A 13,852-nucleotide genomic window follows, 5' to 3' on the forward strand; every position below is an offset into this window, starting at 1 on the left:
CATGGCGCGGATAACCCTGAGACAGTTGCTGGATCACGCCGCCGAACGCGGCTACGGCGTGCCGGCCTTCAACATCAACAATATGGAGCAGGGCCTCGCCATCATGGAGGCGGCCGCGGCCTGCGATGCGCCTGTCATCATCCAGGCCTCGCGCGGCGCGCGGTCCTATGCCAACGACATCATGCTGGCGAAGATGATCGACGCGCTCGAGGAGATGCATCCGCAGATTCCGCTCTGCCTGCATCTCGATCACGGCAACGAAGAGGCGACCTGCGCCACCGCGATCCGCTACGGCTTCACCTCCGTCATGATGGACGGCTCGCTCAAGGCCGACGCCAAGACGGCAGCCGACTACGACTACAACGTCGATATCACCCGCAGGGTCGTCGACATGGCGCACTGGGTCGGCGCGTCAGTCGAAGGCGAGCTCGGCGTGCTCGGCTCGCTCGAGCATGGCGGCGGCGAGCAGGAGGACGGTCACGGCGTCGAAGGCAAGCTGAGCCACGACCAACTGCTCACCGATCCGGACCAGGCGGTCGATTTCGTTCGCGCCACCAAGGTCGATGCGCTCGCGATCGCGATGGGTACCTCGCATGGCGCCTACAAGTTCACGCGGCGGCCCGACGGCGAGATCCTGGCGATGCGCGTGGTCGAGGAGATCCACAGCCGCCTGCCGAACACGCATCTGGTGATGCACGGCTCGTCCTCGGTGCCGCAGCCGCTGCAGGACATGTTCAACCAGTTCGGCGGCGAGATGCCGCAGACCTGGGGCGTCCCGGTCGAGGAGATCGTCCGCGGCATCAAGCACGGGGTGCGCAAGGTCAATATCGACACCGATTGCCGCCTGGCGATGGCGGCGGCCTTCCGCAAGGTCGCCGTCCAGTCGAAGAGTGAGTTCGATCCGCGCAAATTCCTGAAGCCGGCGATGGATGCGCTGCGCGAACTCTGCCGTGACCGCTTCGAGCAGTTCGGCACGGCCGGCAATGCCGCCAGGATCAAGGTGGTTGCACTGCCGGAGATGGCCCGTCGCTATCGCGCCGGCGCGCTCGATCCGCAAATTGGAAAGATGACCCAGGCCGCCTGAGCAAATGGCGACGAACCACAGGAGATTTCGATGAACATGCAGCAGTCGATGACGGTGCGCGGCAAGGATCGCTACAAGTCCGGCGTGATGGAATACAAGCGGATGGGCTATTGGGAGCCGAACTACGAGCCCAAGGACACCGACGTCATCGCCCTGTTCCGCGTCACGCCGCAGGACGGCGTCGATCCGACCGAAGCCTGCGCGGCGGTGGCGGGCGAATCCTCGACCGCGACCTGGACCGTGGTGTGGACCGATCGGCTGACGGCCGCGGAGAAATACCGGGCGAAATGCTATCGCGTCGATCCGGTGCCGAATTCGCCGGGCAGCTACTTCGCCTATATCGCCTACGACCTCGACCTGTTCGAGCCGGGCTCGATCTCGAACCTGACGGCCTCGATCATCGGCAATGTGTTCGGCTTCAAGCCGCTGAAGGCGTTGCGGCTCGAGGACATGCGGCTGCCGACCGCCTATGTGAAGACATTCCAGGGCCCGGCGACCGGCATCGTGGTGGAGCGCGAGCGGCTCGACAAGTTCGGCCGTCCGTTGCTCGGCGCCACTGTGAAGCCGAAGCTCGGCCTGTCCGGCCGCAACTATGGCCGCGTTGTCTATGAAGCCTTGAAAGGCGGGCTCGACTTCACCAAGGACGACGAGAACATCAACTCGCAGCCCTTCATGCACTGGCGCGAGCGGTTCCTCTACTGCATGGAGGCGGTGAACCGCGCACAGGCCGCGACCGGCGAGATCAAGGGCACCTATCTCAACGTCACCGCGGCGACCATGGAGGACATGTACGAGCGCGCCGAGTTCGCCCATGAGCTCGGCTCCAACATCGTCATGATCGATCTTGTGATCGGCTACACCGCGATCCAGTCGATGGCGAAGTGGGCGCGCAAGAACAACATGATCCTGCATCTGCATCGCGCCGGCCACTCGACCTACACGCGGCAGCGCAGCCACGGCGTCTCGTTCCGCGTGATCGCGAAATGGATGCGGCTCGCCGGCGTCGATCACATCCATGCCGGCACGGTGGTCGGCAAGCTCGAGGGCGATCCGAACACCACCCGCGGCTACTACGACATCTGCCGCGAGGACTTCAATCCGCTGCACCTGGAGCACGGCGTGTTCTTCGACCAGAACTGGGCGAGCCTCAACAAGCTGATGCCGGTGGCCTCCGGCGGCATTCATGCCGGCCAGATGCACCAGCTGCTCGACCTGCTCGGCGAGGACGTCGTGCTGCAGTTCGGCGGCGGCACCATCGGCCATCCCCGCGGCATCCAGGCCGGCGCCACCGCCAACCGCGTCGCGCTGGAGGCCATGATCCTCGCCCGCAACGAGGGACGCGACTACGTCCACGAAGGGCCGGAGATCCTGGCCAAGGCGGCGCAGACCTGCACGCCGCTGCGCGAGGCGCTCGATGTCTGGAAGGACGTCACCTTCAACTACGAGTCGACGGACGCCCCCGATTTCGTTCCCACGCCGAGCATGGCGGTCTGAGAGGAGGTTCTCATGCGCGTTACCCAAGGCTGCTTCTCGTTCCTGCCCGATCTCACCGACGAGCAGATCGCCGCACAGGTGCAATATTGTCTCGACAAGGGCTGGGCGGTGAACATCGAGTTCACCGACGATCCGCATCCCCGCAACACCTATTGGGATATGTGGGGCCTGCCGATGTTCGACCTGCGCGATGCGGCCGGCATCATGAAGGAACTCGCCGACTGCCGGCGGGTCTATGGCGACCGCTACATCCGGGTCTCCGGCTTTGATTCCAGCCCGGGTTGGGAGTCGGTTCGCATCTCCTTCATCGTCAACCGGCCGCAGGAGGAGCCGGGCTTCCGGCTCGACCGCCAGGAGGCCGCCGGACGCAATCTGCGTTACGCGACCCATTCCTATGCAGCGGGCCGCCCTGAAGGCGAACGCTACACCGATCATTGACCGCGTCCGGCTTGCAAACCAGGCGGGTTGCTCCCTCGACCGTCTTGGTCCGGATGCACTTCTCCGTCGTCGCCGCCGCGGCGACGGAGCTTTTCCAGGCGAGAGGATCATGACCCAGGCGCAAGAACAGATCAGCGAACAAATCCGCGAGACCCCGCTCGAGACCATCGACCTTCGTCATGAATTCGCCGACCTCGGCATCGGCGACGTGCTCGACCAGCTCGATTCCGAATTGATCGGCCTGAAGCCGGTGAAGACCCGCATCCGCGAGATCGCATCGCTGCTGCTGGTCGAACGCATCAGGCAGAAGATGGCGCTGGCGACGACGTTTCCGACCCTGCACATGTCGTTCACCGGCAATCCCGGCACCGGCAAGACCACGGTTGCGCTGCGGATGGCCGGCATCCTGCACAAGCTCGGCTTCGTGCGCCGCGGCCACGTCATCAGCGTCACGCGCGACGACCTCGTCGGCCAATATATCGGCCACACCGCGCCGAAGACGAAGGAAATATTGAAGAAGGCGATGGGCGGCGTGCTGTTCATCGACGAGGCCTATTACCTCTATCGCCCCGAAAACGAGCGCGACTACGGGCAGGAGGCGATCGAGATCCTGCTGCAGGTGATGGAGCAGCAGCGCGAGGATCTGGTGGTGATCCTGGCCGGCTATGGCGACCGCATGGAGAAATTCTTCCAGAGCAATCCGGGCTTCCGCTCCCGCATCGCGCATCACATCGACTTCCCCGACTATTCGAACGGCGAGTTGCTCTGGATCGCCGAGCTGATGTTGCAGCAGCAGAATTATCGTTTCTCCCCGGAAGCACGCGAGGCCTTCACCCGGTACATCGGCATCCGCAAGGAACAGCCGCTGTTCTCCAATGCGCGCTCGATCCGCAATGCGCTCGATCGCATCCGGCTGCGCCAGGCCAACCGGATCGTGGCGAAGCTCGACCGCACGCTCACCGCCGACGACGTGATGTCGATCGAGGCCGGCGACGTGCTTGCCAGCCGGGTGTTCGTCAAAGGCGCCGGTGCGCCGGGCGAGGGACAATGAACGAGGCGCTCGCCGTGATCCGGTCCGCCGGGATGCGCGACATCATCGCGAGCGCTCGCGCCTTGATCTTCGATGTCGACGGCACGCTCGCCGAAACCGAGGAGGTGCACCGCCGCGCCTTCAATGAAGCCTTTGCCGAAGCCGGCCTCGATTGGTTCTGGGACCAGGTCACTTACGCGCGGCTGCTTCGGGTGGCCGGCGGCAAGGAGCGCATCCGCGCCTTCGACCAGCGCAACGCGGTCCCAATGCTGACGTTCGCCGGGATCGCCGACCTGCACAGGATCAAGACCGCGCGCTACGCCGCGCTGATCGCCGCGGGCGGCTGCCCGTTGCGTCCGGGCGTCAGGGCCTGGCTCGCCGGCGCGCGCAGCCGCGGCCAGCGCCTGGCGATCGCAACGACCACCTCGCATGGCAATATCGATGCGCTGCTCTCGGTTTCGCTCGGGCTGGACTGGGCCGATCAGTTCGAGGCGATCGTTGCCGGTGACGACGTGCCGCGGAAGAAGCCGGCGCCGGACGTCTATGTCGAGGTTCTGGCGCGGCTCGGGCTCGGGCCGGGAGATTGCGTCGCCGTCGAGGATTCCGGCAACGGCCTTGCCGCCGCGGCAGGCGCCGGCATTCCCGTCGTCATCACCCGCAGCACCTATTTCAGCGACGACGATTTTGCCGAGGCGCTGCTGGTCGTCGACGATCTCTCTGACATCGATGCCTGAAGGCCGCTGCCGCCGGCTGGCAGTTCCGGAAAATTAATTCTGGTTGTGAAATAAATGACGCTTGCGTCCATAGCAGGGTAGGGGCACAATCCCACCGAAGGTTGCCAAAAGTGATGCTGCGCCACCTGGAGGGCTATGGGGCTTGTCGATAATTCCGGATGGCGCCTCACGATCCTCCCTGTCTCCGATCAATTTCTTCTGGCAATTAAATAAATGGCCAGTCGGTGCTTGCATCCGTACAGTGGGAGCAACATCAATCAAAGGGCGCAAAAAGCAATGCCACACCGTCAGAAGTTCTGGCGGATGCGGGCGCTCGCCAACCAATTCCGGGAGACCGGCGCCCCATGATCCTCCACGTCGTTCCTGCGCCTTGTTCGTCCCACGATGTGACTCGCGGATGAACCCGGCATTGCAGGATCGACATGGCCGATCGTGTGGAGTGAGCATTGTCGCTGTTGACGGGTTCGATCGACATTCCGCAATTTCGGTTCGTGACGGTCCCGGCGCCGGTCCGACACCGCCGTAGACCTGCGGTCCGCCCACGAATGATAGCCGTCGATTGACGCTGTCCACGGCAACGGTACCCCAACTCAAAAAAACGAGGGAGTGAAGCATGTCCAAATTGAAGACCAGCTTGTTTGCGCTCGTGCTGGCCGGCCTTGCCGCGGCGGTGTCGGATCGCGACGCCATGGCCCAGAGCAAGCCGACCATCGGCATCGCGATGCCGACAAAATCCTCGGCACGCTGGATCGACGACGGCAACAACATGGTCAAGGTGCTGAAGGAGCGCGGCTACGGCACCGACCTGCAATACGCCGAAGACGACATTCCGAACCAGCTCTCCCAGGTCGAGAACATGGTGACCAAGGGTGCCAAGGTGCTGGTCATTGCCGCCATCGACGGCACCACCTTGTCCGATGTCCTGAAGCAGGCCAAGGCCCAGGGCATCACGGTGATCGCCTATGACCGCCTGATCCGCGGCACCCCCAATGTCGACTATTACGCGACCTTCGACAATTTCCAGGTCGGTGTGCTGCAGGCCCAGTCGATCGAGAACGCGCTCGGGCTCAAGGAGGGCAAGGGCCCCTTCAACATCGAGCTGTTCGGCGGCTCGCCCGACGACAACAATGCGTATTTCTTCTACGACGGCGCGATGTCGGTGTTGAAGCCCTATATCGACAGCGGCAAGCTCGTGGTCGGCAGCGGCCAGACGGGCATGAACAAGGTTGCGACGCTGCGCTGGGACGGTGCGACCGCGCAGGCGCGGATGGACAACCTGCTCAGTGCGTTCTACGGCAAGAAGCGCGTCGACGCGGTGCTGTCGCCCTATGACGGCCTTTCGATCGGCATCATCTCCTCGCTGAAAAGCGTCGGCTACGGCAGCAAGGACCAGCCGATGCCGTACATCAGCGGGCAGGATGCCGAGGTCCCTTCGATCAAGGCGATGCTGCGCGGCGAGCAATATTCGACCATCTTCAAGGACACCCGCGACCTCGCCAAGGTGACGGCCGACATGGTCGACGCCGTGCTGAGCAAGAAGGAGGTCAGCGTCAACGATAACAAGACCTACAACAACGGGGTCAAGGTGGTTCCGGCCTATCTCCTCAAGCCGGTCGTGGTGGATAAGACCAATTGGGAGAAAGTCCTGATTGACAGCGGCTATTACAAGCGCTCGCAATTCGACTAGAGCGTTTTCGAGCGAAGTGGCTACCGGTTCGCGTGAGGAAAACGCGTCAAAACTAGAATCCAGAGCCCCGTTCCGATTTAATCGGAACGGAATAGGCTCTAGGGCGGATCGCCGGGCAAGCGGCGGCGAGCCGCGCCGGGGACGATCGACGCTGCGGGACCTGATCCGATGACGGCAATGCTTGAGATGCGCGGCGTCAGCAAGAGCTTTGCCGGCGTGCAGGCGCTGCGCGACGTCAGCTTCACCGTCGAGGCCGGGCAGATCCATGCGCTGGTCGGCGAAAACGGCGCCGGCAAGTCGACCTTGATGAAGGTGCTGAGCGGGGTCTATCCGGCCGGCAGCTACGATGGGTCGATCGTGTTCGACGGCGAGGAGCGGCGCTTCCGCGACATCAACGACAGCGAGGCGCTCGGGATCATCATCATCCATCAGGAGCTGGCGCTGATCCCGCTGATGTCGATTGCCGAGAACATCTTTCTGTCGCATCCGCCGTCGCGGTTCGGCGTCATCGACCGCAACGCGGTGCAACGGCGGACCGCCGAACTGTTGGCGCAGGTCGGCCTGCGGGAGCCGCCGGACACGCTGATCACCGACCTCGGCGTCGGCAAGCAGCAGCTCGTCGAGATCGCCAAGGCACTGTCCAAGCGCGTGCGCCTCCTGATCCTCGACGAGCCGACCGCAAGTCTCAACGAGGCCGACAGCGCTGCCTTGCTCGAACGTCTCCTGGCCTTCCGCGAGCAGGGCATCGCCTCGATCCTGATCTCGCACAAGCTGAACGAAGTTGCGCGCGTCGCCGACCGCATCACGGTGCTGCGCGACGGCCGCACCGTCGACAGCATCGACTGCCGCACCGAGCGCATCGAGGAGGACCGCATCATCCGCAGCATGGTCGACCGCGATCTGGCGCATCGTTTTCCCGAGCGAAAGGCGGAGATCGGCGAACCCGTGATGACGGTGGAGAACTGGTCGGTGTATCACCCGCTGCATCCCGAGCGGCAGGTGATCAAGAACGTCGACTTCACGCTGCGGCGCGGCGAGGTGGTCGGCATCGCCGGCCTGATGGGCGCCGGCCGTACCGAGTTCGCCATGAGCCTGTTCGGCCGCGCCTGGGGCACCAATGTCTCCGGCAAGGTCCGCCTCGATGGACGCGAGGCCGATCTGTCCAGCGTGCCGGCCGCGATCGATGCCGGCATCGCCTATGTCACGGAAGACCGCAAGCAGCTTGGGCTGATCCTTGCCGCCGACGTCCGCAAGAACGTGACGGTGGCGAGCCTGCGCCAGGTGTCGGAGCGCGGCGTGATCGACGATGTCGCCGAGCTGAAAGCCGCGAGCGACTACCGCACCCGGATGCGGATCCGCTGTTCCGACGTCTACCAGGCGACCGGCGACCTCTCGGGCGGCAACCAGCAGAAGGTCGTGCTGTCGAAATGGCTGATGACCGATCCGAGGGTGCTGTTGCTGGACGAGCCGACGCGCGGGATCGACGTCGGAGCGAAATACGAGATCTACTCCATCATCAACGAGCTGGCCGAGGCCGGCAGGGGCGTCGTGGTGATCTCCTCGGAGATGCCCGAGCTGCTCGGCATCTGCGACCGGATCTGCGTGATGAATGACGGCGCCTTCGTCGGCGAGTTCGCAGGGCACGACGCGACGCAGGAGAAGATCATGCGCGCCATCATGCGCAATGTCAGAATGTCCGGACGCGGCGCCGACGAAGGGGCGGCACGCGCCGGAGGAGGGGCACCATGACCGACAAGACGGTATCACTTCCCGAAACCCCCAGGCATTCCGGCTTCATCAAGAACAATCTGCGCAACTACGGCATGCTGCTGTCGCTGCTCGCGATCATGCTGTTCTTCGAGATCGTGACCGACGGCACGCTGTTGCAGCCGCTCAACCTCACCAATCTCGTGCTGCAGAACAGCTACATCGTCATCATGGCGCTCGGCATGCTGCTGGTGATCGTCACCGGGCACATCGATCTTTCGGTCGGCTCGGTCGCGGGCTTCGTCGGCGCCGTCGCGGCGGTGCTGATGGTGCGCTACCATGTCAGCTACCCGGTTGCCTTCGTCGCCTGCCTCCTGGTCGGCGCCGCGATCGGTGCGGCCCAGGGCTATTGGGTGGCCTATTTCGGCATTCCGTCCTTCATCGTGACGCTGGCGGGCATGCTGGTGTTCAAGGGCCTCGCGCTCGCTGTCCTGCAGGGCCAGTCGGTCGGGCCGTTCCCGCCGACCTTCCAGAAGCTGTCGTCGGGCTTCATCCCCGAGCTGTTCCCGAGCGCCGGCACGCTCTATCCGACGTCGCTCGCGATCGGCATCGTCCTGGCGTTTGTCCTGGTGCTGGCAACCGCCAGGAGTCGGGCGCGCGAGCAGGCGCACGGCATCGCCGTCGAGCCCTACGCGTTCTTCATCGTCAAGAGCATCGCGCTGGCGGGCGCGGTGCTCTATTTCACCTATCTGATCGCCTCGCATCGCGGCCTGCCCAATGTGCTCGTGATCATGACCGTCCTGATCGCGCTCTATGGCTTCGTCACGCGGCGGACGGTGATCGGGCGGCAGATCTACGCGGTGGGCGGCAATGCCAAGGCGGCGAAACTGTCGGGCGTCAAGACCGAACGGCTGACCTTCTTCACCTTCGTCAACATGGGCGTGCTGGCCGCGCTCGCCGGGCTGGTGTTCGCAGCCCGGCTCAACACCGCGACACCGAAGGCCGGCCTCGGCTTCGAGCTCGATGTGATCGCCGCCTGCTTCATCGGCGGTGCGTCGGCCTATGGCGGGGTCGGCCGGGTCGGCGGCGCGGTGGTCGGTGCCATGATCATGGGCGTGATGAACAACGGCATGTCGATCCTCGGCATCGGCATCGATTATCAGCAAGTGATCAAGGGTCTCGTCCTGCTTGGCGCCGTCTGCATCGACGTCTACAACCAGCGTCGCTGACCGCCACGCAGTCACAATCCCACGATAGGATGGCGGCGCAACGCAGGAGAATGCCGCGTGAAACTGTCCCATGCCGACGCGCTGACTATCGGATCCATCCTTGCCGAAGTCGGCCGCAGCGAGATCATGCCGCGGTTCCGCCGCGTGCGGGAGATCGAGGTCCGCACCAAGACATCGGCATTCGACGTCGTCACCGAAGCCGATGAGCTTGCCGAGCAGGCGATATCGGCGGCGCTGCTGCGGGCGTTTCCGAATGCGGTTGTAATCGGCGAGGAGGGCACCGCGCGTGATCCGGCCGCGCTCGATCAGGTCGGAACCGCGGAGCTTGCCTTCATCATCGATCCGATCGACGGCACGCGGAACTTCACCTCGAGCCTGCCGCTGTTCGGCACCATTGTGGCCGCCACCATGCGCGGCGAGATCGTGTTCGGCGCGATCCATGATCCGGTCAGCAACGACACCGCATTCGCGCTGCGCGGCGAGGGCGCGTGGCTCGCGATGCCGGACGGCCGGCGGCATGACCTGAAGGTGGCTCCCGCCGTGCCGGTCAAGCAGATGGATGCGATCGTCGGCGTCAACTTCCTGCCCGAGCCGCTGCGCACGATTGTCGCCGGCAATCTTTCCAGGCTCGGCGGCAGCGCCTGGCTCAGATGCGCCGCGCACGAGTATCGTATGGCGGCGTCCGGACATTGCCACGTGCTGTTCTACAACAAGCTGATGCCGTGGGATCATGCCGCGGGCTGGCTGCTGCATCGCGAGGCCGGCGGCTATAGCGCGCATTTCGACGGATCACCCTACCGGCCGGTCAATCTGACCGGCGGCTTGCTCTGCGCACCCGACGAGGCGAGCTGGCACGCGGCGCAGCAGGCGATCATGATGACGGCTGGATAGAAGCGGACGCCGGTTCGTCGCGTTGCGGCGGTTATGAGCCACATTGGTTTTCGGATTCAACTGCCAAACAGCTTGTTCGGTGTCGTCCCTGCGAACCCCCGCGGCAGGTGTTGTGAGTGGGACTCGTCGTCCCAACATCGCCGTGACAACCGGCATTTGTGGTTATGGGTCCCTGCGTTCGCAGGGACGACGACACTGAGTGTGTTGCGCTGTCAGCGGCCATATTTTTGCTGTGGGACTTGCGCCGTCAGGCAAATCAGTGCTTGGCGATTTCGGCCGGAGCATCCAGCAGTGCCAGATGCCTGATGCGGCGCACGACAAGGATGGCAACGGCCGCAGCGGCGATCGGTGCCAGTTGCAGGCCGTTGGCGCCCGCGGGCACCATGACGAATGGCGTCAAATAAAGCGCAGCAAGGGCGATGCGTTCATAGGGCAGCCAGCCCTGCGCGAGCGCCTGCCCAATCAGCCACGCGCCCGGGATCGCCAGGATCACGACCTCGTAGTTGCCGAGGGACGGCACGCACAGGCCGGTCATCGCCACCATCAGCGCGATCTCGGCAGCGCCGCCGGGCCGTTTTCGCAGCACCAGGATCAGGACGGCGATCGCGATCACGGCCGCGGTCACCTGGACGAGCCAGGCCGTGCTGCTGGATGCGCCGGCCAGCCTGACCGCGGCGTAGGGACTGGCGAACTTCTCGAAACCGGGTCCGCCGCCGAGGCTCCAGGCGCTTGCCTCCGGCAGAACGGCAACAAATTTGATCCACGGGTCGATCCCGAAGATGGCGGTGGCGGCCAGCACAAGCACGAGCGTCGTTGCGGCCGCCGCGGCGAGCGCGCGCCAGCGCCGCGCCAGGATCAGCACCAGCGGTGCAAGCAGGGCGATCTGCGGCTTGTAGCTGAAGCACCCGATCAGCGCGCCGGCGATCACCGGATAGCGGTCGAGCGTGACGGCCGATCCGCCGAGCAGGGCCGCCGAGAACAGCGAATTCTGTCCGAACAGCGCGCAGACCCATACGGCGGGAAAGGCGAGCGCGGGAACGACGGAGCCCCGCTCGATCATGGCTCTCACCGCGGCCGCATAGGCGGCACCGGTCGCGACGATCCAGATGACGGCGGCCGTCGCAAAGGGAACCAGTGCGAAGGGCAGCCAGAACAGCAGCGACGTCGGCGGGTAGAAGAACGGTGCGTAGGTGTTCTGACCGAGCACGGCGGCTACAGCGGCGCGGCCCGCGTCGCCATAGGCGTCGCCGGCGCGGCCTTCGAGCGCGAGCTTTGCCGCCGTCCAGAACGCCGCGAAATCATGGCCGACATCCATCGTCGGTGCAGCCCATGGGATGATCGCGATGCAGCCGATGAACAAGACGAGAAATACGCGGGTGAAGGCGGTGACACGGTCAGCCGTGAGCCAGTCGGCCTCACGCAGCGCGGAGACCAGCGCGCCGGCGCCGAACCGCGGTGAATGCGCAATTGTCGCCTGCGGCTGGCCTACGGGCGCACTCGAGGTTCGGTCTGCGGTTGCGCGCGGCATCACAGTGCCACGATCCGCGTCATTCGCCGCGAGGTGGCGCGCGGCGTCATCAGCGAAGGCCAGCCTGTGTCCCTCGAGGTCCGACTTCTGCGACATCGGCCGCTTCATCCCAATCGCGTCGTGCACGCGCAACATTTGGATCAAATCGTCTAAGGTTGCGTAAACCCGATCGTTGCAATTGGCCGCGGCGCAATCGGAACCGATAATCGACATTGCCGCTTGTCCGCGGCCTGTCACGCCGGGCATGGTAAATGAACCCGCAACGCCGGCGGAGCGTGCGGCGTTGGATGCGGCGCCCGACGGTCAAGGTTTATCGCGAATGGCGGTATTGCAGCAGTTCGGCCACGACATCTGGATTGCCGGGGGACCGAACCTTGCGGTCGCCGGGTTTCACTATCCGACCCGGATGGCGGTCGTCAGGCTATCCGACGGCAGCCTTTTCATCTGGTCGCCGGTCCGGTGGACGGAGGAATTGCAGGCCGGCGTGGCGGCGCTCGGTCAGGTCAGGCACATCGTGGCCCCCAACTCGCTGCACCATCTGTTCCTCGCCGAGTGGAAGCAGGCCTGTCCGGCCGCTGTGCTCCACGCCCCGCCGGGCCTGCGCAAGCGGCGCCGTGACCTCGGCTTCGATGCCGATCTCGCGGACGCGCCGAGCCTCGACTGGGCCGGCCAGATCGATCAGGTGGTGATGCGCGGCAACCTGATCACCACGGAGGTGGTGTTCTTCCATGTCGAAAGCGGCACCGTGCTGTTCACCGACTTGCTGCAGCAGATCCCTCCCGACCTGGTCTCCGGCTGGCGGGCGACGATCGCGAAACTCGACCTGATGGTCGGGCCGGAGCCGTCAGTGCCGCGCAAGTTCCGCGTAGCCTTCACGGGCCGCCGCGCCGCGCGTGCGGCCCTGCAAAGGATTCTGGCGTGGCCCGCCGAAAAGGTGCTGATGGCCCACGGAACGCCAGTCGAAAAGGATGCGCCGGCATTTCTGCGCCGCGCCTTCGCGTGGCTCTCGGCGTGATGATTTCATCGCGGATGCGGCGTCGTTGCGGATCGTCAGCCTGAGCGGAAATGCCGCGGCGAATGCCGCGTTTCGCGCCGGATCAGCCGGCGGAGGGTCGATGGCTCGGAATATCCAACCTTGCCCGCGATCTCTTCGACCGACAGGCGCGTGGTCTCGAGCAGCGACCGCGCCGTCTCGATCCTGATGCGTTGCACGAATTGAATGGGCGACACGCCGCAGATCGACTCGAGCCGTCTGGCAAACGTCCGCGGCGCCAGCGCCACCGCGGCGGCGACGTCCCCGATCGTGAAGTCGCGCGCGATGTTGCTGCGCACCCATTTCTCGGCCCTGGCGACCTTGGGGTCCTGGCTGGCAAGATAATTGATCGCCATGAAGGGCGCCTGCGAATGCCGCTCGCCAAGCAGCAGGTAATTGGCGCAGCCCTTGGCGAGCGCCGGGCTGCCGAAACGCGTGACCACCGCAAGCATCAGGTCCATCTGCGCCATCGCCGCGCCGGCGGTTGCGATCGGCCAGTCGGCGACCACCATCCGCTCGGTCATCAGCTTGACATTCGGATAGCGTTGCCGAAACAGCGGCGCGAACCACCATGTCGTGGTCGCGCGCTTGCCGTCGAGCAGGCCGGTCTCCGCCAGCAGGAAACTGCTGGCGCAGGACGCGGCGAGCATCGCGCCGTTCGCGAACGCCGTGACCAGCATGTCGCGGGCGTGCCGACATGCCGGTGTCGCCAGCTTCCGCTCCAGTTCGCCGGCCGATGCCGAGCCGAGCCCGGGAACGATGACGAGGTCGGCGCCGCGCAATCGGCCGGCGTGCCGCCTCGGCCCATAACGCAGCGTCGTCACCTCGAAGCGCGCGCGCTTCGTCGTGCTGATCCGGTTGGCAATGGCCAGCACGTCGTGGGTGATGGCGGCCGCCGACGCGAGGCAGCCGTCGATCTCGACAACCGCGACCTTGGTCATGTCATAAAATCCGCGATCAATGTCATTTTTGACACTAGCTGCTCGGCCGGAAAATC

The 13,852-nt window shown here is 64.9% G+C and carries 12 protein-coding genes; 10 read left to right on the top strand and 2 right to left on the bottom strand.

All coding sequences use genetic code 11. The features are described from left to right. Position 1: 1 nt before the first annotated feature. The 9 genes from fba (at position 2) to IF803_RS01175 (ending at position 10,294) form a co-directional block, all read left to right on the top strand. Positions 2 to 1,084 (top strand): class II fructose-bisphosphate aldolase, encoded by a 1,083-nt coding sequence (gene fba / locus IF803_RS01135; protein ID WP_016845644.1) that lies wholly within the window; start codon positions 2 to 4, stop codon positions 1,082 to 1,084. Between the two features lie 36 nt (positions 1,085 to 1,120). Then, positions 1,121 to 2,578, top strand: a complete 1,458-nt coding sequence (locus IF803_RS01140) for a form I ribulose bisphosphate carboxylase large subunit (RefSeq protein WP_035634399.1) — start codon at positions 1,121 to 1,123, stop codon at positions 2,576 to 2,578. A 12-nt stretch (positions 2,579 to 2,590) separates the two neighbouring features. Continuing rightward, the gene (locus tag IF803_RS01145; RefSeq protein ID WP_028345191.1) at positions 2,591 to 3,016 is read left to right on the top strand and encodes a ribulose bisphosphate carboxylase small subunit; all 426 of its coding nucleotides are present in this window, start codon (positions 2,591 to 2,593) and stop codon (positions 3,014 to 3,016) included. Positions 3,017 to 3,125: 109 nt separating this feature from the next. Then, positions 3,126 to 4,067, top strand: coding sequence for a CbbX protein (gene cbbX / locus IF803_RS01150; protein ID WP_461190985.1), 942 nt, complete (start codon positions 3,126 to 3,128; stop codon positions 4,065 to 4,067). Beyond that, positions 4,064 to 4,780 (top strand): HAD-IA family hydrolase, encoded by a 717-nt coding sequence (locus IF803_RS01155; protein WP_461190986.1) that lies wholly within the window; start codon positions 4,064 to 4,066, stop codon positions 4,778 to 4,780. The genes cbbX and IF803_RS01155 overlap by 4 nt, the downstream gene beginning before the upstream one ends. A gap of 613 nt (positions 4,781 to 5,393) precedes the next feature. Then, the gene (chvE, locus tag IF803_RS01160; protein ID WP_304499524.1) at positions 5,394 to 6,467 is read left to right on the top strand and encodes a multiple monosaccharide ABC transporter substrate-binding protein; all 1,074 of its coding nucleotides are present in this window, start codon (positions 5,394 to 5,396) and stop codon (positions 6,465 to 6,467) included. A 168-nt stretch (positions 6,468 to 6,635) separates the two neighbouring features. Further along, positions 6,636 to 8,216: a multiple monosaccharide ABC transporter ATP-binding protein gene (gene mmsA, locus IF803_RS01165; RefSeq protein ID WP_461190987.1), complete on the top strand. Its 1,581-nt coding sequence runs from the start codon at positions 6,636 to 6,638 to the stop codon at positions 8,214 to 8,216. After that, on the top strand, positions 8,213 to 9,403 hold the full coding sequence (mmsB, locus tag IF803_RS01170; RefSeq protein WP_461190988.1) for a multiple monosaccharide ABC transporter permease: 1,191 nt from the start codon (positions 8,213 to 8,215) through the stop codon (positions 9,401 to 9,403). Before mmsA ends, mmsB begins: the two co-directional genes overlap by 4 nt. Positions 9,404 to 9,460: 57 nt before the next feature. Beyond that, the gene (locus tag IF803_RS01175) at positions 9,461 to 10,294 is read left to right on the top strand and encodes an inositol monophosphatase family protein (protein WP_461190989.1); all 834 of its coding nucleotides are present in this window, start codon (positions 9,461 to 9,463) and stop codon (positions 10,292 to 10,294) included. A 256-nt stretch (positions 10,295 to 10,550) separates the two neighbouring features. Here the strand turns inward: IF803_RS01175 and IF803_RS01180 are convergent, their stop codons facing one another. Further along, entirely contained in the window at positions 10,551 to 11,918 is a 1,368-nt protein-coding gene (locus IF803_RS01180; protein ID WP_461190990.1) for a glycosyltransferase family 87 protein, read from the bottom strand. Positions 11,919 to 12,141: 223 nt separating this feature from the next. Here IF803_RS01180 and IF803_RS01185 point away from each other — a divergent pair, with 223 nt between their 5' ends. Then, positions 12,142 to 12,837 (top strand): DUF4336 domain-containing protein, encoded by a 696-nt coding sequence (locus IF803_RS01185; RefSeq protein WP_461191061.1) that lies wholly within the window; start codon positions 12,142 to 12,144, stop codon positions 12,835 to 12,837. 35 nt (positions 12,838 to 12,872) lie between these two features. Here the strand turns inward: IF803_RS01185 and IF803_RS01190 are convergent, their stop codons facing one another. After that, positions 12,873 to 13,796 carry a GlxA family transcriptional regulator gene (locus IF803_RS01190; RefSeq protein WP_461190991.1) on the bottom strand — a complete coding sequence of 308 codons (924 nt, stop codon included), beginning with the start codon at positions 13,794 to 13,796 and terminating at the stop codon, positions 12,873 to 12,875. Positions 13,797 to 13,852 lie beyond the last annotated feature (56 nt).

Source organism: Bradyrhizobium sp. UFLA06-06, assembly GCF_054820065.1.

Coding starts and splice junctions, on each gene's coding strand:
- fba (WP_016845644.1), top strand. CDS start 2: ATGGCGCGGATAACCCTGAGACAGTTGCTGGATCACGCCGCCGAACGC.
- IF803_RS01140 (WP_035634399.1), top strand. CDS start 1,121: ATGCAGCAGTCGATGACGGTGCGCGGCAAGGATCGCTACAAGTCCGGC.
- IF803_RS01145 (WP_028345191.1), top strand. CDS start 2,591: ATGCGCGTTACCCAAGGCTGCTTCTCGTTCCTGCCCGATCTCACCGAC.
- cbbX (WP_461190985.1), top strand. CDS start 3,126: ATGACCCAGGCGCAAGAACAGATCAGCGAACAAATCCGCGAGACCCCG.
- IF803_RS01155 (WP_461190986.1), top strand. CDS start 4,064: ATGAACGAGGCGCTCGCCGTGATCCGGTCCGCCGGGATGCGCGACATC.
- chvE (WP_304499524.1), top strand. CDS start 5,394: ATGTCCAAATTGAAGACCAGCTTGTTTGCGCTCGTGCTGGCCGGCCTT.
- mmsA (WP_461190987.1), top strand. CDS start 6,636: ATGACGGCAATGCTTGAGATGCGCGGCGTCAGCAAGAGCTTTGCCGGC.
- mmsB (WP_461190988.1), top strand. CDS start 8,213: ATGACCGACAAGACGGTATCACTTCCCGAAACCCCCAGGCATTCCGGC.
- IF803_RS01180 (WP_461190990.1), bottom strand. CDS start 11,918: ATGTCGCAGAAGTCGGACCTCGAGGGACACAGGCTGGCCTTCGCTGAT.
- IF803_RS01185 (WP_461191061.1), top strand. CDS start 12,142: ATGGCGGTATTGCAGCAGTTCGGCCACGACATCTGGATTGCCGGGGGA.
- IF803_RS01190 (WP_461190991.1), bottom strand. CDS start 13,796: ATGACCAAGGTCGCGGTTGTCGAGATCGACGGCTGCCTCGCGTCGGCG.